The 21,890-nt window shown below is 59.6% G+C and carries 25 protein-coding genes; 17 read left to right on the plus strand and 8 right to left on the minus strand.

The features are described 5' to 3' along the window. Nucleotides 1-3: 3 nt before the first annotated feature. Together accB and aroQ are read right to left on the minus strand one after the other, a co-directional pair. Nucleotides 4-462, minus strand: coding sequence for an acetyl-CoA carboxylase biotin carboxyl carrier protein (gene accB, locus ACODR9_RS17700; RefSeq protein ID WP_488810824.1), 459 nt, complete (start codon nucleotides 460-462; stop codon nucleotides 4-6). 34 nt (nucleotides 463-496) lie between these two features. After that, nucleotides 497-946, minus strand: coding sequence for a type II 3-dehydroquinate dehydratase (gene aroQ, locus ACODR9_RS17705; protein ID WP_488810826.1), 450 nt, complete (start codon nucleotides 944-946; stop codon nucleotides 497-499). Between the two features lie 53 nt (nucleotides 947-999). Between aroQ and ACODR9_RS17710 the strand changes: the two genes are divergently transcribed. The 7 genes from ACODR9_RS17710 to ubiB all read left to right on the plus strand — a co-directional run bounded on the left by ACODR9_RS17710 (nucleotide 1,000) and on the right by ubiB (nucleotide 6,356). Beyond that, entirely contained in the window at nucleotides 1,000-1,260 is a 261-nt protein-coding gene (locus tag ACODR9_RS17710) for a hypothetical protein (RefSeq protein WP_488810828.1), read from the plus strand. After that, nucleotides 1,247-2,278 (plus strand): tRNA preQ1(34) S-adenosylmethionine ribosyltransferase-isomerase QueA, encoded by a 1,032-nt coding sequence (queA, locus tag ACODR9_RS17715; protein WP_488810830.1) that lies wholly within the window; start codon nucleotides 1,247-1,249, stop codon nucleotides 2,276-2,278. The genes ACODR9_RS17710 and queA overlap by 14 nt, the downstream gene beginning before the upstream one ends. 27 nt (nucleotides 2,279-2,305) lie before the next feature. Then, nucleotides 2,306-2,677, plus strand: coding sequence for a gamma-butyrobetaine hydroxylase family protein (locus ACODR9_RS17720; RefSeq protein WP_488810832.1), 372 nt, complete (start codon nucleotides 2,306-2,308; stop codon nucleotides 2,675-2,677). A 2-nt stretch (nucleotides 2,678-2,679) separates the two neighbouring features. Beyond that, complete coding sequence (gene ubiE / locus ACODR9_RS17725) at nucleotides 2,680-3,414, plus strand: bifunctional demethylmenaquinone methyltransferase/2-methoxy-6-polyprenyl-1,4-benzoquinol methylase UbiE (protein ID WP_488810834.1); 735 nt, start codon at nucleotides 2,680-2,682, stop codon at nucleotides 3,412-3,414. Nucleotides 3,415-3,577: 163 nt separating this feature from the next. Beyond that, nucleotides 3,578-4,207 (plus strand): LysE family translocator, encoded by a 630-nt coding sequence (locus tag ACODR9_RS17730; RefSeq protein WP_488810836.1) that lies wholly within the window; start codon nucleotides 3,578-3,580, stop codon nucleotides 4,205-4,207. Nucleotides 4,208-4,233: 26 nt separating this feature from the next. Continuing rightward, nucleotides 4,234-4,812, plus strand: coding sequence for a ubiquinone biosynthesis accessory factor UbiJ (locus ACODR9_RS17735; protein WP_488810838.1), 579 nt, complete (start codon nucleotides 4,234-4,236; stop codon nucleotides 4,810-4,812). Nucleotides 4,813-4,829: 17 nt separating this feature from the next. Continuing rightward, nucleotides 4,830-6,356 (plus strand): ubiquinone biosynthesis regulatory protein kinase UbiB, encoded by a 1,527-nt coding sequence (gene ubiB / locus ACODR9_RS17740; RefSeq protein WP_488810840.1) that lies wholly within the window; start codon nucleotides 4,830-4,832, stop codon nucleotides 6,354-6,356. A gap of 70 nt (nucleotides 6,357-6,426) precedes the next feature. Here the strand turns inward: ubiB and ACODR9_RS17745 are convergent, their stop codons facing one another. From ACODR9_RS17745 to ACODR9_RS17765, 5 genes are all read right to left on the minus strand, one after another. After that, nucleotides 6,427-7,107, minus strand: coding sequence for a CoA transferase subunit B (locus tag ACODR9_RS17745; protein ID WP_488810842.1), 681 nt, complete (start codon nucleotides 7,105-7,107; stop codon nucleotides 6,427-6,429). 2 nt (nucleotides 7,108-7,109) lie between these two features. Further along, entirely contained in the window at nucleotides 7,110-7,823 is a 714-nt protein-coding gene (locus ACODR9_RS17750) for a CoA transferase subunit A (protein WP_488810844.1), read from the minus strand. Between the two features lie 23 nt (nucleotides 7,824-7,846). After that, a complete protein-coding gene (locus ACODR9_RS17755) occupies nucleotides 7,847-8,623 on the minus strand; it encodes a 3-hydroxybutyrate dehydrogenase (RefSeq protein WP_488810846.1) in 777 nt (258 codons plus the stop codon). A gap of 53 nt (nucleotides 8,624-8,676) precedes the next feature. Beyond that, nucleotides 8,677-10,068, minus strand: a complete 1,392-nt coding sequence (locus tag ACODR9_RS17760) for a GntP family permease (protein WP_488810848.1) — start codon at nucleotides 10,066-10,068, stop codon at nucleotides 8,677-8,679. Nucleotides 10,069-10,358: 290 nt separating this feature from the next. Next, on the minus strand, nucleotides 10,359-11,774 hold the full coding sequence (locus ACODR9_RS17765) for a sigma-54 interaction domain-containing protein (protein WP_488810850.1): 1,416 nt from the start codon (nucleotides 11,772-11,774) through the stop codon (nucleotides 10,359-10,361). A 135-nt stretch (nucleotides 11,775-11,909) separates the two neighbouring features. Here ACODR9_RS17765 and ACODR9_RS17770 point away from each other — a divergent pair, with 135 nt between their 5' ends. Next, a complete protein-coding gene (locus ACODR9_RS17770; RefSeq protein WP_488810852.1) occupies nucleotides 11,910-12,269 on the plus strand; it encodes a carboxymuconolactone decarboxylase family protein in 360 nt (119 codons plus the stop codon). A 67-nt stretch (nucleotides 12,270-12,336) separates the two neighbouring features. Here ACODR9_RS17770 and ACODR9_RS17775 read toward each other — a convergent pair whose 3' ends face one another. Then, nucleotides 12,337-12,705: an Mth938-like domain-containing protein gene (locus tag ACODR9_RS17775; RefSeq protein WP_488810854.1), complete on the minus strand. Its 369-nt coding sequence runs from the start codon at nucleotides 12,703-12,705 to the stop codon at nucleotides 12,337-12,339. A 246-nt stretch (nucleotides 12,706-12,951) separates the two neighbouring features. Between ACODR9_RS17775 and ACODR9_RS17780 the strand changes: the two genes are divergently transcribed. From ACODR9_RS17780 to ACODR9_RS17820, 9 genes are all read left to right on the plus strand, one after another. Continuing rightward, nucleotides 12,952-14,181: a pyridoxal phosphate-dependent aminotransferase gene (locus tag ACODR9_RS17780; protein ID WP_488810923.1), complete on the plus strand. Its 1,230-nt coding sequence runs from the start codon at nucleotides 12,952-12,954 to the stop codon at nucleotides 14,179-14,181. A gap of 136 nt (nucleotides 14,182-14,317) precedes the next feature. After that, nucleotides 14,318-15,628 (plus strand): homoserine dehydrogenase, encoded by a 1,311-nt coding sequence (locus tag ACODR9_RS17785; protein WP_488810856.1) that lies wholly within the window; start codon nucleotides 14,318-14,320, stop codon nucleotides 15,626-15,628. A 52-nt stretch (nucleotides 15,629-15,680) separates the two neighbouring features. Next, nucleotides 15,681-16,028, plus strand: coding sequence for a hypothetical protein (locus ACODR9_RS17790; RefSeq protein ID WP_488810858.1), 348 nt, complete (start codon nucleotides 15,681-15,683; stop codon nucleotides 16,026-16,028). Between the two features lie 67 nt (nucleotides 16,029-16,095). Further along, a complete protein-coding gene (gene thrC, locus ACODR9_RS17795) occupies nucleotides 16,096-17,505 on the plus strand; it encodes a threonine synthase (RefSeq protein WP_488810860.1) in 1,410 nt (469 codons plus the stop codon). Between the two features lie 184 nt (nucleotides 17,506-17,689). Next, a complete protein-coding gene (flgA, locus tag ACODR9_RS17800) occupies nucleotides 17,690-18,364 on the plus strand; it encodes a flagellar basal body P-ring formation chaperone FlgA (RefSeq protein ID WP_488810862.1) in 675 nt (224 codons plus the stop codon). Between the two features lie 70 nt (nucleotides 18,365-18,434). Continuing rightward, nucleotides 18,435-18,734 carry a flagellar biosynthesis anti-sigma factor FlgM gene (gene flgM / locus ACODR9_RS17805; RefSeq protein WP_488810864.1) on the plus strand — a complete coding sequence of 100 codons (300 nt, stop codon included), beginning with the start codon at nucleotides 18,435-18,437 and terminating at the stop codon, nucleotides 18,732-18,734. Nucleotides 18,735-18,759: 25 nt separating this feature from the next. Beyond that, nucleotides 18,760-19,224, plus strand: coding sequence for a flagella synthesis protein FlgN (locus tag ACODR9_RS17810; protein WP_488810866.1), 465 nt, complete (start codon nucleotides 18,760-18,762; stop codon nucleotides 19,222-19,224). 108 nt (nucleotides 19,225-19,332) lie between these two features. Further along, nucleotides 19,333-20,253, plus strand: a complete 921-nt coding sequence (locus tag ACODR9_RS17815; RefSeq protein ID WP_488810868.1) for a CobD/CbiB family protein — start codon at nucleotides 19,333-19,335, stop codon at nucleotides 20,251-20,253. A gap of 121 nt (nucleotides 20,254-20,374) precedes the next feature. Then, nucleotides 20,375-21,826, plus strand: coding sequence for a DEAD/DEAH box helicase (locus ACODR9_RS17820; protein ID WP_488810870.1), 1,452 nt, complete (start codon nucleotides 20,375-20,377; stop codon nucleotides 21,824-21,826). Nucleotides 21,827-21,890 lie beyond the last annotated feature (64 nt).

The raw sequence follows: 21,890 nt of genomic DNA on the forward strand, positions 1-21,890 counted from the left end.
GAATTACTCGATGATGAACAGCGGCTCGCCGTATTCAACCGGCTGGCCGTCTTCGGCCAGTACGGCCTTCACCACGCCGGAACGGTCGGCTTCAATCTCGTTCATCAGCTTCATGGCTTCGATGATGCACAGGGTATCACCGGCATTCACGCTCTGGCCTACTTCCACGAAGGGCTTGGAACCCGGGCTGGCGGAGCGGTAGAAAGTGCCAACCATCGGCGACTTCAGTGCATTGGCGTTGTTGGCGGCGGCCGGGGCTTCTGCGGCGACCGGGGCAGCGGCTGCCGGTGCGGCCATTTGCGGTTGCATCGGCATCTGCATCATCGGTTGGGCGTAGGCAATCTGGGCGTTGGCCGATACGCGGGTGATGCGGACTTTTTCTTCCCCTTCGGTCACTTCGAGTTCGGCAATGCCGGATTCTTCGACGAGATCGATCAGTTTCTTCAGTTTACGCAGATCCATGGTAATCCTTCGGATGGGATGTACTTTATTATGCTCAGGCTTGCGCGGACAGACGCCGGATGGCGTGCGCAAGTGCCAGTTCATAGCCCTGGGCACCCAGGCCGCAAATCACGCCGACTGCCAGATCCGAAAAATACGAATGCTGGCGGAAGGGTTCGCGGGCGTGGACGTTGGACAGGTGAACTTCTATGAATGGCACCTTCACCCCCGAAATGGCATCGCGCAGGGCAACGCTGGTGTGGGTAAAGGCCGCTGGATTGATGATGATGAACGACGTTCCGTCTGTCATGCAGGCATGAACGCGCTCAATCAAGAGGTGTTCGGCGTTGCTTTGCAACGCCTCTAGCTCGAAACCGGCGGCATTGGCCTGCTCGGTCAGGCGCTGGTTGATGGAGGCTAGCGTATCCCGGCCATAATGCTGTGGTTCCCGTGTTCCAAGCAGATTGAGATTGGGGCCGTGCAGCACAAGGATTTTTCCGGTCAAAGCTTTGCTCCTGAGTTCAACATGGGCGCGAGTTTGCCGCAAATGGCGACACGATGTCTAGCTTTTCCAGTATTTCAAACGGTTGTTTGATTTTTGTTCAGGCCAGTTTATTTACCTGGAAAGCCCGCCATTTCGAGCGAATGCACTACAGTGAACCGCATTTTAAACGGTGGCAAATTTTTTACAGTTTCTTGCTACTGGCCCTTGATCAAGCTCAAATTCTGCGCAATTCCGAACAAGTCCGTGCCGGTGCCTGCGGTCGCAGGTATAATTTGCCGGTTTTGATTCGAGCTTCACACCATGCTGCTGTCTGATTTTGATTACCACCTGCCCGATCACCTGATTGCCCAGCACCCGCCCGCCGTGCGTGGTGCCAGCCGTTTGCTGCACGTTGCCGGCACCAGCCTCACGGATGGCCAGTTTGCCGATATTGCCAGCCTGCTGGCCCCCGGCGACGTGATGGTGTTCAACGATACCCGCGTGATCAAGGCCAGACTGTTTGGTGAAAAGGCCAGCGGCGGCAAGATTGAAGCCTTGATCGAACGCGTGCTGGACGAACACACCGCGCTGGCCCATGTCCGTTCCTCCAAGTCGCCCAAGCCCGGTACCCGGCTGATTTTTGCCGAGCGCTGGGAAGCCGAAATGCTGGGGCGTGAGGGCGAGCTGTTCAAGCTGCGCTTTCTGGCCGAGGACAATCTGTTCGACATTCTGGAGGCCTCCGGCAAGCTGCCGCTGCCTCCCTATATAGAGAGAACGGCAGAGGGTGAAGACGACGAGCGCTACCAAACCGTGTATGCGCGCGAAAAAGGCGCGGTAGCGGCACCGACTGCCGGTCTGCACTTTACCGAAGACATGCTGGATATCCTGCAGTCCAAAGGCGTGGAACTGGCCTATGTCACCCTGCATGTGGGCGCGGGCACTTTCCAGCCGGTGCGGGTGGATAATATTGCCGATCACAAGATGCACAGCGAAATCTACGATGTGCCGCAACGTACTTATGATCTGATCCAGGCCGCCCATGCCCGTGGCAGCAAGGTGCTGGCCGTTGGCACCACCAGCATGCGCGCGCTGGAATCCGCCGCCCGTAGCGGTGAGCTGGTGGCTGGGCGGGGTGAAACCGACATCTTTATCACGCCGGGTTATCGCTTCCGCGTGGTGGACCGCCTGCTGACCAATTTCCACCTGCCTAAATCGACACTGCTGATGCTGGTGTCGGCCTTTGCCGGCTATACGGAAATGCGCGCCGCTTATGCGCATGCGGTGCAACATGAATACCGTTTCTTCAGCTATGGCGATGCCATGCTGCTGGAGCGCAAGGACGAACAGGGCTGATGCCCTTTCTCATTTGAAGAGGCAGACATGGCAGGAATGACTCCCGATAGCCCGCAGGTGCAGGAAATTACCTTGCATGCAGTGTCCCGCACGCTGGAGATCAGCTATGAAGACGGTGCCCGTTTTCAGCTGCCGGCCGAATATTTGCGCGTGTATTCGCCCTCTGCCGAAGTGCGTGGCCATGGTGCCGGGCAGGAGGTATTGCAGGTGGGCAAGCGGCAGGTGGCGATTACCGCGCTGGAGCCGGTAGGCCATTACGCCCTGAAAATCACCTTTGATGACGGCCATGATAGTGGCCTTTATAGCTGGTCTTACCTTTACGAGCTGGGTATGCAGCAGACCGCGTACTGGCAGGATTATTTGAATCGCCTCGCCGCCGCAGGCGCGAGCAGGGAGTGAATATGGATCAAGATACGCATTTTGGCTTCAAAACGGTGGCCGAGAGTGAAAAGGCCGGCAAGGTAGCTGAGGTTTTCCACTCTGTCGCCAAGAAGTACGACGTGATGAACGACCTGATGTCCGGTGGCCTGCATCGCGTGTGGAAGCATTTCACCCTCACCACCTCCGGCGTCAAGCCCGGCGACAAGGTGCTGGACATCGCCGGTGGCACTGGCGACCTGGCACGCGGCTGGAGCAAGCGCGTGGGCAAGAAGGGCGAAGTGTGGCTGACCGACATCAACAGCTCCATGCTGACCGTGGGCCGCGACCGCCTGCTGGACGAAGGCCTGATCCTGCCGGTTTCGCTGGCCGATGCCGAAAAACTGCCGTTTCCGGACAATTATTTCGACGCCGTGTCGGTGGCCTTTGGCCTGCGCAACATGACCCACAAAGACGCCGCACTGAAGGAAATGTGCCGCGTGCTCAAGCCGGGCGGCAAGCTGATGGTGCTGGAGTTTTCCAAAGTGTGGAAACCGCTGTCGCCCTTCTATGACTTCTATTCCTTCAAGGCGCTGCCGGTGATGGGCAAAATGGTGGCTGGCGATGCCGACAGCTACCAGTACCTGGCCGAATCCATCCGCATGCATCCGGATCAGGAAACCCTGAAGGCCATGATGCTGGAAGCCGGTTTCGGCAAGGTGGACTACCACAATATGACCGGCGGCGTGGTAGCGCTGCACAAGGGCTACAAACTCTAAGAGCCTGTCCATAGCCTGCTGTGTTAGTTAAATCTGGGGCGATACCGCGTTAAAAACGACTTCGGAATGCTCATTTACTCTATGTAAACTCCGCTTCCTCAGCCGTTTTCGCCTTGTCTCGCTCTAGCTCGCGAGACTCTGAACTGGCTCTAAGGAAAACTAAATGGACGGCATCACCAATCTGTGGGCCTTCATGGCGGCAGGCTTGTTGCTTAACCTGACGCCCGGCCCGGATACCTTTTACATTCTGGGCCGCAGCACGGCACAGGGCAGCAAGGTAGGGCTGTTGTCGGCGCTGGGCATTGGCCTGGGCAGCCTGGGCCATACCCTGCTGGCGGCTTTTGGCCTGTCGGCGCTGCTGGCCACCTCGGCCATGGCCTTTCTGGCAGTAAAGCTGCTGGGCGCGGGCTATTTGCTGTACCTGGGGGTGAAGATGCTACGCAAACCCGGCAGCAGCGTGGCTGGTGATGCCGCCCGGCTGGAAGTGGCACGTCCGGGGAAAATCCTGCGTGAGGCTTTTTTCACCAATCTGTTCAACCCCAAGGTGGCGCTGTTTTTCCTTGCCTTCCTGCCGCAGTTCGTCAAGCCGGGTGCCACGGCACTGTCCTTTGTGATTTTGGGGCTGACTTTTGTCGCCACCGGTCTGGCCTGGTGTGCGGCGCTGGCCTTGTTGTCGGCGCGGCTGGGTGACTGGCTGCGTCACAAGGGGGTGGCGCAGCGGCTGGATCAGCTGTGCGGCGGCCTATTCATCCTGCTGGGTATCAATCTCTTGTTTGCCCGGCTGAAACACTGAGCCGGTATCCCTCCGGAGAACACACGATGCGCATCCAGATTGCGGTATTCAATCATCTGCTCAACCAGCAGCCGGCAGTGCGGGCCGAACTGGCCGTACATGCTGGCCGGCGCATTGGCATTGTCTTGCCACCGCTGACCGTGCGCGGGGTCATTAATGACCAGGGCTGGCTGGCTGCCTGTGCTGGTGAGCCAGAGGCCACCATCCGCCTGAGCCATGCGGCGGCACTGGCCGCTGTCAGCGGACGTGACCCGGCCTTGCGCGATGTGGTGCTGGAGGGCGATGCCGAACTGGGGAGTGCGGTGGGCCGCTTGCTGGCGCGTCTGCGCTGGGATGCGGGCGAAGACCTGTCGCGCGTGATGGGAGATGTGGCGGCCAATCGTCTGCAAGGTGTGGCCCGTGCCTCCTTGGGCTTTAAGGGTGAAATTGCCTGGCGTCTGCTGGAAAACTGGATAGAGCACTTGCGGGAAGAGGCACCGTTGTTGGCCAGTCGGCAAGCTGTTGGCCGCTATGTTGGCGCGGTAGATAGCTTGCGTGATGATGTGGCACGCAGCGAAAAACGATTGCAGCGGCTGGAAGCCGCGTTGTCGGAACCAAAGGAATAAGGGTCAAGCCCGTCATTATGCGGATTTCGCGTTTTTTCAAGATTGTTTCCACCCTGTACCGTTATGGTCTGGACGACTTTTTCGAAGGTCATTCGCGGCTGGGCTTTGTGCATAGCCTGCTGAAACTGTGTCCGGTACGGCGCGATGTCAGTGCCCCGCTGCCAACGCGAGTGCGGCTGGCGCTGGAAAGCCTGGGGCCGATTTTCGTCAAATTCGGCCAGGTGCTGTCCACCCGGCGCGATTTGCTGCCACCGGATTACGCCGATGAAATGGCGCTGCTGCAAGACCGGGTGCCACCGTTTGATGGTGCACTGGCGCGACAGGTGATCGAGCAGAGCTTTGGCCAGCCGGTAGAAAACCTGTATGTGGATTTTGATATCACGCCGGTGGCCAGCGCCTCGGTGGCGCAGGTGCACAAGGCCTGGCTGAAACAGCCGGATGGCAGCCGTGGCCGTGAAGTGGCGGTGAAGGTATTGCGCCCCGGCATTCAGCCGGTGATCGAGCAGGATCTGGCCTTGATGTCCACGCTGGCCCGCTGGGTAGAGCGTTTCTTCATCGACGGCAAGCGCTTGAAGCCGCGCGAGGTGGTGGCCGAGTTCGACAAATACCTGCATGACGAGCTGGACATGATGCACGAGGCCGCCAATGCCTCGCAGCTGCGCCGCAATTTCATCGGCTCGGACATGCTGATCGTGCCGGAAGTATTTTACGACTACAGCAACCGTCAGGTGCTGACGCTGGAGTGGATGCACGGCACGCCGGTGGGGCAGATCGAGCGCCTGCGCGAACAGGGTGTGGATTTGAGCAAGCTGTCGCGCTTTGGGGTGGAAATCTTCTTCACCCAGGTATTCCGCCACGGCTTTTTCCATGCAGACATGCATCCGGGCAATATCTTTGTGGCCGAAGATGGCCGTTATATCGCGCTGGACTTCGGCATCGTCGGCAGCCTCACCGACGAGGACAAGCATTATCTGGCGGTCAACTTCCTCGCCTTCTTCAATCGCGATTACCACCGCGTGGCCACTGCGCATATTGAATCCGGCTGGGTGCCCAAAAATACCCGCGCCGAGGAACTGGAAGCGGCGGTACGCACGGTATGCGAACCGATTTTTGAAAAGCCGCTGTCGGAGATTTCCTTTGGCCTGGTGCTGCTGCGCCTGTTTGAAACCAGCCGTCGCTTCAATGTGGAAATCCAGCCACAGCTGGTGCTGTTGCAGAAAACCCTGCTCAATATCGAGGGTTTGGGCCGCCAGCTGGATCCGAATCTGGACTTGTGGGATACCGCCAAGCCCTTCCTTACCAAGTGGATGAACGAGCAGATGGGCTGGCGCGGCATGTTGCGCACCCTCAAGCAAGAGGCGCCGCAATGGGCCACCACCTTGCCCACCTTGCCGCGCAAGCTGAACGAAGCGCTGTCGGCCGCCAAGAGCGACCTGCTGGTGGAGGGGTATATGCATTTGATGCGTGAACAGAAGCGGCAGAACTTTCTGCTGACGCTGATTGCCATTCTGCTGACGGCTTTGCTGGCCAAGTCCTTGCTGTAGTCATTGGCAGCAGGAAAAAAAGCACGCGTCTGCCGGGCAGCGCGTGCTTTTTTCATGGGACGGTGCGGGGTTAGCTGGCGATAGCCGCTTCGCTGGCCCGGTGTCGCAAGCCCGAGTGCAGCGGTGCTGCGGTACGGGCACAGATGTCCTCCACGCTTACGCCCGGTGCCAGCTCTTGCAGATGCAGGCCGTCGGCCTCCACCCGAATGACGCCCAGGTCGGTGATGATCAGACTGACCACGCCCACGCCGGTCAAGGGCAGGGTGCAGCGCTCCAGCAGCTTGGCTTCCTCGCTGCCGTCTTTCTTTTTGGCGGTGTGCTCCATCAGCACCACCACCTTGCCGACACCGGCCACCAGGTCCATCGCCCCGCCCATGCCCTTCACCATCTTGCCGGGAATCATCCAGTTGGCCAGGTCGCCATGCTGGCTCACTTGCATGGCACCCAGGATGGCAAGGTTGATCTTGCCGCCACGAATCATGCCAAAAGAATCGGCTGAACTGAAAATGGCCGAACCGGGCAGGGTGGTGATGGTTTGCTTGCCGGCGTTGATCAGGTCGGCATCCACTGCATCGTCAATCGGAAACGGGCCAATGCCCAGCAGGCCGTTTTCCGATTGCAGCCACACCTCCATGCCGGCTGGCACATGGTTGGCCACCAGCGTGGGCAGGCCGATGCCCAGATTCACATAAAAGCCGTCTTGCAATTCTTGTGCCGCACGGGCGGCCATCTGTTCACGCGTCCACGCCATGCTTACACCTCCGTTGGTTCTGCCGCACGCACGGTGCGTTGTTCGATGCGTTTTTCGGGATGGGGATTGACTACCAGTCGTTGCACAAAAATGCCGGGGGTATGGATGGCATCCGGGTCCAACATGCCGTTTTCCACGATCTCTTCCACTTCGGCTACGGTGATGCGCCCGGCCATGGCCACATTGGGGTTGAAATTGCGTGCGGTGCGGCGATACACCAGATTGCCAGCACGGTCAGCCTTCCAGGCTTTGACCAGGGCAATATCGGCAAACAAGGCCTGCTCCAGAATATGCGGGTGGCCGTTAAACTCGCGCACTTCCTTGCCTTCTGCCACCAGCGTGCCGTAGCCGGTACGGGTGAAGAAGGCGGGAATGCCGCTGCCGGCGGCACGCAGCTTTTCCGCCAGCGTGCCTTGCGGGGTGAATTCCAGCTCCAGTTCACCACTGAGATACTGGCGTTCGAATTCCTTGTTTTCGCCCACATAGGACGACACCATTTTGCGGATCTGTCGGGTTTGCAGCAGTTGGCCCAGGCCAAAGCCATCCACGCCGGCATTATTGGAAATGGCGGTCAATTGCGTCACGCCGCTGTCGCGCAGTGCGGCAATCAGCGCTTCGGGAATGCCGCACAGGCCGAAACCGCCCACGGCAATGGTCTGGCCGTCGGCTACGATGTCAGCCAGTGCGCTGGCGGCGTCCGGGTAAAGCTTGTTCATTGCATTGTCCTTGCTTGCGTCGCTTATTGAGCGGTCCAGCCGCCATCCATGGCCCAGGCGGCACCGCGTACCTCATCTGCAGCCGGGCTGCACAAAAACACCGCCAGCGCACCCAACTGGGCGGGGGTGACGAATTGGCCGGATGGCTGTTTTTCCGCCAGCAAGTCGTGCTGGGCTTGCTGCTGGCTAATGCCCTGGCTGGTGGCGCGCTCGGCAATCTGCTGTGCCACCAGCGGGGTCAGCACCCAGCCGGGGCAGATGGCATTGCAGGTAATCGCGCTATGGGCAGTCTCCAGGGCGACCGTCTTGGTGAGGCCCAGTACGCCATGCTTGGCGGCCACATAGGCGGCCTTGCCGGTGGAGGCCACCAGGCCGTGAGTAGAGGCGATATTGATGATGCGGCCCCAGCCGCGCTGGCGCATGGTGGGCAGCAGTAAGCGGCTGGTGTGGAACACCGCGCTCAGATTGATGGCCAGCACCTTGTCCCACTGCGCAGGCGGAAATGATTCAATCGGGGCCACATGCTGGATGCCGGCATTGTTCACCAGAATGTCCACGCCGCCGGTTTCGTGCGCGGCAAAGGCGCATAGCGCGTCAATCTGGGCCGGGTCGGACAAGTCTGCCGGATGATGCCAGGCCTGCACGCCGGTCGTGCGAATCTGGGCTAGTGCTGCTGCAACATCGCCAAAGCCGTTGAGCACAATATTGGCCCCGGCCTCGGCCAGTGCCCGGGCCATGCCCAGGCCGATGCCGCTGGTGGAGCCGGTGACCAGTGCGGTCTTTCCTGCCAGTGTTGTCATGATGAATGTCCTGTCTGGCCCCGCGCAGGGCAGGGCCGGTGTGAGGGATGGGTTTAAACCAGACCGGTGAGGTAGAACACGGTAATCACAAAGAACACGGCCAGCGTCTTGATCATGGTGACGGCAAAAATATCGCGGTAAGCCTCGCGGTGGGTCAGGCCGGTCACTGCCAGCAGGGTGATTACCGCGCCGTTATGCGGCAGGGTATCCATGCCACCGCTGGCCATGGCTACTACGCGGTGCAGCACTTCCAGCGGAATACCTGCCGCCTGGCAGGCGCTGATGAACTGCTCGCCCATGGCGGCCAGCGCAATGCTCATGCCGCCAGAGGCGGAGCCGGTGACGCCAGCCAGCGTGCTGACGGTGACCGCCGCATTCACCAGCGGGTTGGGAATGCTTTGCAGTGCATGGCCAATCACCATGAAGCCGGGCAGGGCGGCAATCACCGCGCCAAAGCCGTATTCCGAGGCAGTGTTCATAGCCGCCAGCATGGCGCCGGCAATCGCCCCTTTGCTGCCTTCGGCAAATTTCTCGCGGATGGCGGGCCAGGCGGTGAGTGCGACAAAGGCAATGCCCAGCAGCAAGGCGGCTTCCACCGACCAGATGGCGGTGACGGTGGAGATCTGCGTGGTGACCGGCTTGGCCATGCCGGCCAGATGCAAGTCGTGGCTGCTGCCATACCAAGCGGGAATCCAGCGGGTAAAGGCGAAGTTGCTGATACCGATCAGCAGCAAGGGAGCAATAGCCAGCCAGGGCGATGGCAGACTGCTGGTGTCGACATGTTCCGGCTCGTTGCGCAAATCGGTGCCGTAGCCCTCACCGCGTGCCATCAGGCTGCGGCGACGCCATTCCAGATACGCCAGCCCCACCAGGGTGATGAACACCGCACCGCAAATACCCAGTGCCGGAGCCGCCCAGGCGGTGGTTTTGAAAAAGGTGGTGGGGATGATGTTCTGGATTTGCGGCGTGCCAGGCAGCGCATCCATGGTGAAGGAAAATGCACCCAGGGCCACGGTGCCGGGAATCAGCCGCTTGGGGATGTTGCTCTGGCGGAACAGTTCGGCGGCAAAGGGATAGACGGCAAACACCACCACAAACAGCGATACCCCGCCATAGGTTAGCAATGCACACACCGCCACGATGACGGCAATGGCGCGCTTTTCACCAATAAAGCGGATGACGGCGGCGACGATGGACTTGGAAAAGCCGGATAGTTCCACCAGTTTGCCGAAGACCGAACCCAGCAGAAACACCGGGAAGTACAGCTTGATGAAGCCCACCATCTTGTCCATGAACAGGCCACTGAAGGCGGGAGCCACGGCGGAGGGGTCGGTCAGCAGCACTGCGCCCAGTGCTGCCAGTGGTGCCATCAGGATGACGCTGTAGCCGCGATAGGCGGCCAGCATCAGAAAAAACAATGCCAGCAAAACCACGATGAAACTCATGGTGTATCTCCTCTGTTGTTGTATGGCCTGCATGAGGCCTGGCGATCATGGATTTGCCCCATGTCGGTGCAGATATAACAGCAGGAAGCATGCCAGTGTTTATGGCTGTTTTAAATCAACAACTTGCAGTGATTTGTGCGGGCTGTGGTGATTTGCCGTCTCGATTTTGAGACAGCAAAAATGCGTGCAATCACGCCAGAAGGCTTGTGATTGCACGCTGGGGAGGGGTGTCTCGATTTGTAGACGCAGTCTCTGTCTGGAGACGTTAATGCAGAAAGATCAGACCATATTCAGGACTGGCCAGGGACAATCCCCCGCGCCGCCAGTTTCTTGTACAGCGTGGCGCGTCCCATGCCCAGCTGGCGCGCCGCAGTGGGCACATGGCCATTGGCCTGCTGCAGCGCCTGGCGCAGCAGTTGTGCCTCGAAGCTGGCCATTTGCTGCTGATAGTCTGCCCCGGGGGTGAGTACCGGCTTGTTTGGTACACCCAGCAGGGCATTGATGTCGGTATCGTTCAGCAGGTTGCCCTGGCCGAGCATGCTGGCCCGCTCCAGGATATTGCGCAGTTCGCGCACATTGCCCGGCCAGTCGTAAGCGGCCAGGCGCTGTAGCGCGGCATGGCTGATCTGGCGACGGGTGACATGGCCATGTCTGGCCAATTGTTCCAGCAGCGATTCCGCCAGCTCGGGCAGATCCTGCAGGTGTTCCCGCAAGGCAGGCAGGCGGATGGTCAGCACATTCAGCCGGTAATACAGGTCGGCACGGAAACTGCCGGCAGCCACTTTTTCTTCCAGCTGGGCCGAGGTGGCGGCAATGACGCGGATATCGGCGCGCAGCACCCGGTTGGCACCCAGTTGCTCGAACTCCTTGTCCTGCAGCACGCGCAGCAGCTTGGCCTGCAAGCTGGCCGGCATGTCGCCGATTTCATCCAGAAACAGCGTACCGCCATCGGCCAGCTGTAGTTTGCCGATGCGGCCCTTTTTATCCGCACCGGTATAGGCACTGGCGCTGGCACCAAACAGCTCGGCTTCCAGCAGAGTGTCGGGAATGGCCGCCATATTCAGGCTGACCAGCGGCTTGCCGGCGCGCGGTGACGCAGCATGAATGGCATGGGCCAGCACTTCCTTGCCACTGCCGGTTTCGCCCAGCAGCAGTACTGCCCCTTCCAATGGTGCTGCCAGCATGGCCTGGCGTTTGACTTCCGTGATTTGTCGGCTGTGGCCGACAAAGTCGTCAAAGCTGTATTTGGCCCGGCGGGCCTGTGCCAGCGATTCGCGCGTGGCGGCCAGCTCTTCGCCCATGCGGGTGAATTTGGCCACCAGCGGTGCCAGTGATTGGATCTGGTCGAACAAGGCAAAGCCGACGGCACCGATGATCTTGCCGCTGCTGTCTTTCAGCGGCAAACGGGTGACTACCAGCTGGTCTTTGCCGGTGGCCATGATGTCCAGCAGCATCGGCACGCCGGTTTTCAGTACCTCGCGCATCTGGCTGTTGGGAATGACGCTTTCCACCGGCTGCCCCAGTGCGGCGGCGGGGTCGGCAAAGCCAAAGCGCTCGGCATAGCGCGCATTGATCCAGATGATGCGTGCCTGATCGTCCACAATCACCGTGCCCTGGTAGCTGTCATCCATGTGTTGGAACAGCGACTGCATTGCCCATTGGCGCACGTGGTCGTAATCAGCCAGCTCATTGTTGGAGTGGGACACGGCAGGTCCTTGCTGTCGATGCGATGCTGCAGATTACCATGCAGGTTTTTTTCTGTAACAAGCCACTATCCAGGCTTGATTCAATATATAAAAATATATAATATAAAAATGAATTTAATCTGGAAGGAGAAAGTAATGAGTCACGACTACACGGGTTTGGCCCAGGAGCTGGGCAGCAAGCTGGCTGAATTCCGTCGCGAAATTCCTGACACCATGAAGGGCTTTGGCCAGATGAGCCGTGCGGCCCATGCCGATGGTGCGCTGTCCAACAAAACCAAGGAGCTGATTGCCCTGGCCATCGGCATTGCCAACCGTTGCCAGGGCTGTCTGGCTTTTCATAGCAAGGCGCTGGTAGAGCTGGGCTGTACCCGTGCCGAGTTTATGGAAATGCTGCAAGTGGCGGTGTACATGGGCGGTGGCCCGTCGCTGATGACGGCTGCCGAAGCCCTGCAGGCGTTTGAAGAGTTTGGTGGCGAGAAAGCTGCCGCTGCCTGAAGCGGAGCAATGGCCCGACACAAGCAAAAGCCCCGCAGCGCGGGGCTTTGTCTATGACGTAACGCGTTCAGATAGCCAGAATGGCGGCAATCACCCGGCGGTCTTCCGCCATCAGGATATTGAAAGTACGACATGCCGCTTGGGTATCCATCACATCCACGCCAATGCCGGCATTGGTCAGCGCCGACATCAGGCGCGGGTGGAAAAAGCGCAGGCTGGCGCCAGAACCAAACAGTACCACCTCCGGCTGCAAATCCAGCAGCATGCTGAAATGCGGTTCGGCCAGGCTGGCAAAGTCGGCCACGCCCCAGGACTGCACGCTGTCCGGGGTGACAATCAGGTTGCCATCATGGCGTTCGGCATTGATCAGCACATGGCCTTCGCCGTAGCCGGTAAACAGGTTTTTGCCCAGTCCCAGGGCCTGATGCATTTTCATGGAGTCGATTTCCTGCAGGGAATGATGGGGTGCTGACCTAGCTTGTTGCGGCCTTGCCGGTCAGGGCTGCACGCCGTCATGCAGTGCAACACGGTTTGGGATAGGATTATACCCTGACCAGCCACGGTGGCACGCTTTGCCCGTGGCCGGGACAGACAAGGGACTCCAATGAAAGACAACAAGCCGCGCCGCCGCCAGCATACCGCCGTAGCCGGGGCGCGGTCCGTGACGGAAAAACAGGCCACCATGCAGCCAGTACACAAATCGCAGAAGCTCGCCAATGTCTGCTACGACATCCGTGGCCCGGTGCTTGAGCATGCCAAGAAGATGGAAGACGAAGGCCATCGCATCATCAAGCTGAATATCGGCAACCCGGCTCCATTCGGTTTTTTTGCGCCGGATGAAATCATCGAAGACGTCATCGTCAACCTGCCATCCGCTTCCGGCTATTCCGATTCCAAGGGCCTGTTCGCCGCGCGCAAGTCCATCATGCACTACGCGCAGGAAAAACAGCTGCCCAATGTCAGCATGGACGACATCATCATCGGCAACGGCGTGTCCGAGCTGATCGTGATGGCCATGCAGGCGCTGCTGGACAATGGTGACGAAGTGCTGGTGCCCGCACCGGACTATCCGCTGTGGACGGCGGCGGTCAGCCTGGCCGGTGGCAAGGCGCTGCATTATGTCTGTGACGAAGAGCAGGGCTGGTTCCCCAGCATCGACGACATCCGCGCCAAGATTACCCCCAACACCCGCGCCATCGTGGTGATCAACCCCAACAACCCCACCGGCGCGGTGTATCCGCCGGCCTTGTTGCAGCAAATTGTCGATCTGGCGCGCCAGCACCAGTTGATCATCTATGCCGACGAGATCTACGACAAGGTGCTGTACGACGAGGTCAAGCACACCTCCATCGCCTCGCTGGCGCCGGACCTGCTGGTGGTCACCTTTAACGGTTTGTCCAAGAACTACCGTGCCTGTGGCTACCGCGCCGGCTGGATGATTCTGTGCGGCGAGAAAAAACACGCGCGTGACTACATCGAAGGCCTGAACATGCTGGCCTCGATGCGCCTGTGTGCCAACGTGCCGGCGCAGTTTGCCATCCAGACTGCCTTGGGCGGCTATCAGAGCATTGACGACCTGGTGGCCCCCAGTGGCCGCCTGGCCCGCCAGCGCGACCTGGCGCACAAGCTGCTCACCGACATTCCGGGGGTGACTTGCGTCAAGCCGCAAGGGGCGCTGTACCTGTTCCCGCGACTGGACCCCAAGATCTATCCCATCAGCGACGACCAGCAGTTCATCCTGGAACTGCTGCAGGAAGAAAAAGTGTTGCTGGTGCAGGGCAGCGGGTTTAACTGGATTGCGCCGGATCACTTCCGCGTGGTATTCCTTCCTAACTCGGATGACCTGATCGAAGCGATAGGCCGCATCGCCCGCTTCCTGGAGCGTTACCGTCAGCGTCACGGTACTGCCTGATGCTTGATTCAGCCGACGTACCACATCCGTCGGCTGAGTCATCAACCTGAAGACCTCCTGGCAAGCCGGCACGCGCCGTTTTGCCAAGAGGCCGTCGGCCCGGGACAAAACACTAGAGACAGACATGGAGAATGTAATGAAGCCGATCAATATTGGCCTGATGGGCGTGGGGACAGTCGGTGGCGGTGTCGCCACCGTACTCAAGCGCAATGCTGAGGAAATCGCCCGCCGTGCTGGCCGCGAAATCCGGCTGACCATTGCCTCGCGCCGCAATCTGGAGCTGGCACGCGAGCTGGTGGGCGATGAGGTCAAATTGGTCGCCGATGCCTTTGCCGTGGTCAACGATCCGGAAGTCGACATCGTGGTCGAGCTGATCGGTGGCGACACCGTGGCCAAGGAACTGGTGCTCAAGGCCATCGAAAACGGCAAGCACGTGGTAACCGCCAACAAGAAGCTGCTGGCCGTGCATGGCAATGAAATCTTTGCCCGCGCCCAGGAAAAGGGCGTGATGGTGGCCTTCGAAGCTGCCGTAGCCGGTGGCATTCCCATCATCAAGGCGCTGCGTGAAGGCCTGTCGGCCAACCGCATCGAGTGGATTGCCGGCATCATCAACGGCACTTCCAACTTCATCCTGACCGAAATGCGCGACAAGGGTGCCAGCTTTGCCGACGTGCTGGGCGAAGCCCAACGCCTGGGCTATGCCGAAGCCGACCCCACCTTCGACATCGAAGGCCACGACGCCGGTCACAAGCTCACCATCATGGCCGCGCTGGCCTTTGGTATCCCGATGCAGTTTGACAGCTGTTATCTGGAAGGCATCAGCAAACTGGATGGCCGCGACATCAAGTACGCCGAAGAACTGGGCTACCGCGTCAAGCTGCTGGGCTTTACCCGTCGTACCGATGCCGGCGTGGAACTGCGCGTGCACCCGACGCTGATTCCGGAAAGCCAGCTGATCGCCAACGTCAACGGCGTGATGAACGCCGTGCTGGCCAAGGGCGATGCCGTCGGCCAGACCCTGTACTACGGTGCTGGCGCCGGCGCACTGCCCACCGCCTCTTCCGTGGTGGCTGATATTGTCGATGTTACCCGCCTGCTGACCGCAGACCCGGAACATCGCGTGCCGCATCTGGCCTTCCAGCCGGATCAACTGAAAAATCTGCCCATCCTGCCGATTGATGAGGTTTACAGCTCTTACTACCTGCGCATCGGTGCTGCCGATCGCGCCGGCGTGCTGGCCAATATCACCGGCCTGCTGGCAGAAAACGGCATTTCCATCGAGGCGCTGATCCAGAAGGGTTCGGCCAGCGAGGGCAATGCTGAAGTGGTAATCCTCACCCATCGTGTGCAGGAACGCTCCATCAATGCAGCCATTGCCGCCATCGAAGCGCTGGAAAGCGTATCGGGCAAGGTGGTGCGCCTGCGCATGGAAGAACTCAACGACTAAAGCAGTTGCCACCCCCGCGCCTGGATGCGGGGTGGTGACAGGATGGCTGCAAATGGCAAGGTACTGGATGAATGGAGTGGGCATGGCCTGTGCATTGACTGCATCGGCCCTGCACGCAACACCACTGACACCGGGTCAGCATAATCTGCTACAGGGTTTTTTGATGCGTGGCTGTATCAAGCGCACGCCAGCCTCCGATGGGGCTAGCGAGCGCTCGGATACCCAGGTTCAGAAATACTGTCAGTGTGCCAGTGAACATCTGGCCAATACCTTTACCTCGGAAGAGGTGATGGGGGTGCTGACCGGCCAGATCCGCAAGGACGACCCGCGCGGCAAAAAGCGCCTGGCCGAAGCCTCCGCTGCTTGCGGTCATCATCTGGAGGCCAGTGCCGCCGATTGACGCACATCAGTCCGTGGCCATCCTTCTTGCATCGTCTTCTGCATTCGTACAGGTTGAATCACATCACATGAAGTACATCAGCACACGTGGCGGCATGCAGCCGCAAAGTTTCAGCGACATCCTGCTCATGGGCCTGGCCCCGGACGGCGGCCTGGCGCTGCCGGAAAGCTATCCGCAAATCAGCCGCAGCCAGCTGGACGCCTGGCGTGGTCTGTCTTATGCCGAGCTGGCGTTTGAAATCATCCGCCTGTTCGCCACTGATATTCCTGAGGCCGACCTCAAGGACATCGTCAGCCGCACTTACACTGCGGCGGTGTTTGGCAGCGAGGCCATCACCCCGGTCAAGCGCCTGTCCGACGGCCTGGTGATTCTGGAACTGTCCAACGGCCCGACGCTGGCCTTCAAGGACATGGCCATGCAGTTGCTGGGTAATCTGTTCGAATACGTGCTGGCCAAAAAAGGCCAGTCGCTGAATATTCTGGGTGCCACCTCCGGGGACACCGGCAGCGCGGCGGAATATGCCATGCGTGGCAAGCAGGGCATCAGCGTGTTCATGCTCAGCCCGGATGGCCTGATGAGCCCCTTCCAGCGCGCACAGATGTTCAGCCTGCAAGATGTCAACATTCACAACATCGCCATCAAGGGCATGTTTGACGACTGTCAGGACATCGTGAAAGCGGTGCAGAACGATCACGCCTTCAAGGCCAAGTACCAGATCGGCACCGTCAACTCTATCAACTGGGCCCGTGTGGTGGCGCAGGTGGTGTACTACTTCAAGGGCTACTTCAACGCCACCAGCAGCAATGAAGAACAAGTCAGCTTCTGCGTGCCGTCCGGTAACTTCGGTAATGTCTGTGCTGGCCATATCGCCCGCCAGATGGGCCTGCCAGTGCAGCGCCTGATTGTAGCCACCAACGAAAACGACGTGCTGGACGAATTTTTCCGCACCGGCGCTTACCGTCCGCGCGGCACGGCCAATACCTATGTCACCTCCAGCCCGTCGATGGACATCTCCAAGGCATCCAACTTCGAGCGCTTCGTGTTCGATCTGATGGGCCGTGACGGTGCCGCTGTGAAAGCATTGTGGGCAGATGTGGACGCAGGCAAGGGCTTTGATCTGTCGGCCAAGCTGAGCGAGGCCACGGCAAAGTTTGGTTTTGTTTCCGGCAAGAGCAGCCATGCCGACCGTCTGGCCACCATCCGTGCACTGGATGCCAGCGATGGCGTGGTGGTGGACACCCATACCGCCGACGGTATCAAGGTGGCGCGCGAACTGCGCCTGCCGGGCGAAACCGTGGTCTGCCTGGAAACCGCGCTGCCCGCCAAGTTTGCCGATACCATTCGCGAAGCGCTGGACCGTGATCCGCCGCGCCCTGCTGGTTTTGATGGCCTGGAAGACCTGCCGCAAAAAGTGGTGGTGTTTGAGGCCGATGCCGCCAAGGTCAAAGCCTTTGTGGAAGCCACACTGGCCGGCTGATCGCATCGGACATCGTGTAGTCAGGACAAAACAGGCTCAACAGGGCCTGTTTTTTTATGGATGCAGGCAACTGTTGGGCGATATTCAGCTCTGAATGCTGTGCTCGCCAGCAGGCAGCTACCACACCCGGCCGGATAACTGCATTCCGGTACGCATGCGTAAACGTAGCGGATACAATAACAGGATGAAATTTCTTTATCTGATTCTGGCCTGGCTGTTGCCCGGTCTGGTACTGGCGGCGGGCAACCAGGACATGAGCGTGCTGGAAAAACTGGCCGACCGGTTCATGCAGCAAGAGGTGAGCCATCGTCAGGCCAGCTACAAACTGGGTAAGCTGGATCGCCGTCTGGTGCTTCCCGCCTGTCAGAATCCCAGGGTCGATTGGTCCAACACTGCACAGACCAGCGGCAATACCGCACTGATACTGGCCTGCCCGGATAGCGGCTGGAGCATACGTCTGCCAGTCAGCATCAACGAGAAACAACTGGGTGTGGTGCTGACCCGTTCGGTTAGCGCCGGCGAAGTGTTGCAAGCAGGGGACGTCAAGCTGGTGGATGTGGCCAACCCGGCCATGGCGCGCAATGTGATTACCAGTCTTGATCTGGCGATTGGACAGAGCATGCGCAGCGGGGCTCCGGCTGGAAGCTGGCTACGTAACTTCATGGTGCATGCGCCATACCTGGTAAGGGCTGGTCAGCCGGTCAAGGTTGAGGCCGGGGGCGATGGTTTTCGCGTGTTATCCGAAGGCGTAGCCAATGGCAATGCTGCGGTGGGCGATGCCGTATCGGTGCGTTTGAGCAGCGGACGGGTGATCCGTGGCGTGGTACAGCCGGATGGTACGGTTAGTCTGAGTTATTGATAAATATTTCAAGAGTTTGCTTTTTCAGCCGATAATAGAGAAACCCCTAGCTAGTTTGGAAGGTCCCGCCATGAAAATCGACAACTCGGGTAGTGCTGTTGGTGCCTACGCCAGCCAGAGCAAGCTGGCCCGGCGTGATGCCGGCACGCAGGCTGCTGGTGTCGGATCAACCCCGACCGATAGCGTGAAAATCAATCCGCTGGCCAGCAGTATCAGTGCGCTGGAAGCGCAGGCAGACACGGCCCCGGCTTTTGATGCTGCCAAAGTGGATGCCATCAAGAATGCCATTGCATCCGGCACCTTCTCGGTTAATCCGGAAAAAATTGCTGATAGCCTGATTGCGTCCACGCAAGAGCTGCTGAACCAGTAATTAACGGCACGATGGTCACGCTGCGATGACGCAAGAACAAGGTTTTGCCGAACTGTGCCGTGCCGAAGCCACGCAAGTGGCCCGGCTGGTGGAACTGCTGCAGCAGGAGCAGCAGGTGATGATCGCAGGTCAGGTGCATCTGCTGGAAGATTTGGCTGACAGCAAAAGCAAGGTGCTGGATGAGTTAGCTGTGCACTCCCAGAATCGTGCCCGGCTGATGAAGTCGTTTGGTCTTTCCGACAGCGATACCGTTTATATCTGGCTGGCTGACAAGCCTGAAGAACGTCAGGCCTGGCTGGCGCTGGAAGACCTGATCCACCGCGCACAGGGTATCAATCAGCTCAATGGCAGCTTCATCGAACAGCAACTGGGACAGGTGGAAGAGTCACTGGCCGTGCTGCGCCAGGCGGCGGCCGCCACCCTGAGTTACGATCGTGGTGGCCAGCAGCCGCAGCCGGTTGGCGGACGTCGTTTTCTCGGTTCTGCCTGATCCGCATTTCCCCTGACATGTCGCGCAGTACATGCGATGTGGTGGGCGTACCTGTCCCTTTGTGGTATCTTCGCCACTGGGCCTGAGCAAACCACCATCCATAATCTGATGACCCTGATTTCCTTGATATTTGCGCTGGCACTTGAACAGCTGCGCCCCTTGGGCAACCGCAACCGCGTATGGCATGTGTTTACCCGCTATGCCAACCACCTGGAACGCAACCTGAATGCCGGTGCCAACCGGCACGGCGTGTTTGCGTGGATGCTGGCCATCCTGCCACCCGTGCTGCTAAGCCTGGGGGTGTACTACGCCCTTTATGCAGCCAACCCGCTGCTGGCCATCCTGTGGAATGTGCTGGTGCTTTACCTCACCATGGGCTTTCGCCATTTCTCCAGCGCTTTTTCCGAGATTTCGCTGGCGCTGGCGGAAGGACGTGATCTGGACGCACGGATCGCGCTGTCGCGCTGGACTGGTCAGCCTGCTGCCGAACTGTCAGTGAGCGAGATTTCCCGGCTGGCAATCGAGCAAGGTGTGGTAGATAGCTACCGCCATGTGTTTGGCACCATGTTCTGGTTTGTGCTGTTGCCGGGACCGTCCGGTGCCTTGCTGTACCGTCTGTGCAGTATGCTGGGACAGAAGTGGGGAAGTCGTCAGGCGGAGGAAGACCGTTTTGGCCGCTTTGCCGGCAGTGCCGCCGCTTGGCTGGATTGGCTGCCGGTACGTCTTACTGCCGCCAGTTTCGCAGTCATGGGCGATTTTGAAGATGCTGTTTACTGTTGGCGCTCGCAGGCAAGAACCTGGGGCAACTACGCCAACGGCATTCTTCTGGCCTCGGCGGCCGGTGCGCTGGGGGTCAGGCTGGGCGATCCGCTCAGACAGGATTACACCATCAAATTCCGGCCCGAACTGGGCCTGGGTGACGAGGCAGATCCGGCCTTTCTGAAAAGTGCCGTCGGACTGGTCTGGCGTTCAGCCTTGCTATGGCTGTTTGTCGTCCTGTTGCTCAGTGTCGCCAACCACATGGCCTGATGCCTGCTAACCGCCGCCCCTGATGGGCGGCGTTGCCATTTGGGCTAGGCCATGTTCATGAACAAGGGGATGCGTCGCATGCTGCGATGACATCGCCCAACCGAATTGCAGGAGCACACACATGCTGTTTTCCGAACTCGGGCTGTCGCCCGAGATTCTTCGTGCCATTGAAGAACAAGGTTATTCCGAACCTACCCCCATCCAGGCCAAGGCCATTCCGCTGGTATTGTCCGGTCGCGATCTGCTGGCGGCCGCACAAACCGGCACTGGCAAGACTGCCGCTTTCATGCTGCCCATCCTGGAGCGCATGAAGAAATTTGCTAATACCAGCGTATCGCCAGCCATGCATCCGGTGCGCGCACTGGTGTTGTCGCCCACGCGTGAGCTGGCCGACCAGATTGGCGTGAATGTAAAAACCTATACCAAGTATTTGCCGCTGCGTGCCACCACCGTGTTTGGCGGCATGAATATGGACCCGCAAACAGCCGAGCTGCGCCGTGGCATGGAAATCGTCATCGCCACCCCGGGCCGTCTGCTTGACCATATCCAGCAAAAAACCATCCAGCTGAACAAGGTGGAAGTGCTGGTGCTGGATGAAGCCGACCGTATGCTGGACATGGGCTTCATCCAGGATATCCGCAAGATCATGAGCATGTTGCCCAAGGAGCGGCAGACCCTGCTGTTCTCGGCGACCTTTGCCACAGAAATCAAGCGCTTGGCTGCGGACTTCATGAAAGACCCGCAGACGGTTGAAGTTGCCCGTCAGAACGCCACCAACGAGCAAGTGGAACAGTTGGTGTATTCGGTGGATGCCGGTCGCAAGCGTCATCTGCTGAGCCATCTGATCAAGACCCGCGACATGAGCCAGGTCATTGTATTTTGCAAGACCAAACTCAGTGCCGACCAACTGGCCCGTGACCTCAAGCGTGATGGCCTGGTGGCAGAAGCCATCCATGGTGACAAGGCACAGGCCTCGCGCCTGGAAATCCTGTCCTCCTTCAAGGAAGGCAGCCTGCGCGTGCTGGTGGCCACCGATGTGGCAGCGCGCGGTCTGGATATTACCGAACTGCCTTTCGTGGTGAATTACGAGCTGCCTAATTCGCCGGAAGACTATGTGCACCGTATCGGTCGTACTGGCCGTGCCGGTGCCAGCGGTATTGCCATTTCGCTGATGAGTCCGGCGGAAACCCGCCAGCACGAGGCCATTGAAAAACTGACGCGCCAGACACTGACGCCGCAGGTGGTAGAAGGCTTCCAGCCGGGCGCAGCCGCCCCGCGTGAAGAAGCCGCGCCGCGTCGCGAGTCTTCGCGTGGCGATGGTGGACGAGACTACGGTCGTGAAGGCGCGCGCGAAGCGAGCCGCGAAGGCCGCAGCAGCCCGGTGCGCTCCACCCCGCGCGAATCCCTGCGTGATCCGATGTCCTTGCCAGCGTCTGCCCTGATGGTGGGCAAATCGGGTGAAGGCCTGAAAACCATCAACCCAACCGCAGGCAGCCGCCGCAGTCGCAAGGCACAGCGCGAGGTTCCGGCGCTGCTGCTGCCGCCGCGCTACAAGGTGGAAGCCAACCGCTAAGCACTGGCTCTTGCCAGCTGAAAACCGCCCGTCATCAGACCGGCGGTTTTTTCATGCTCGCTAG

The organism is Aquitalea sp. FG25 (genome assembly GCF_057809375.1).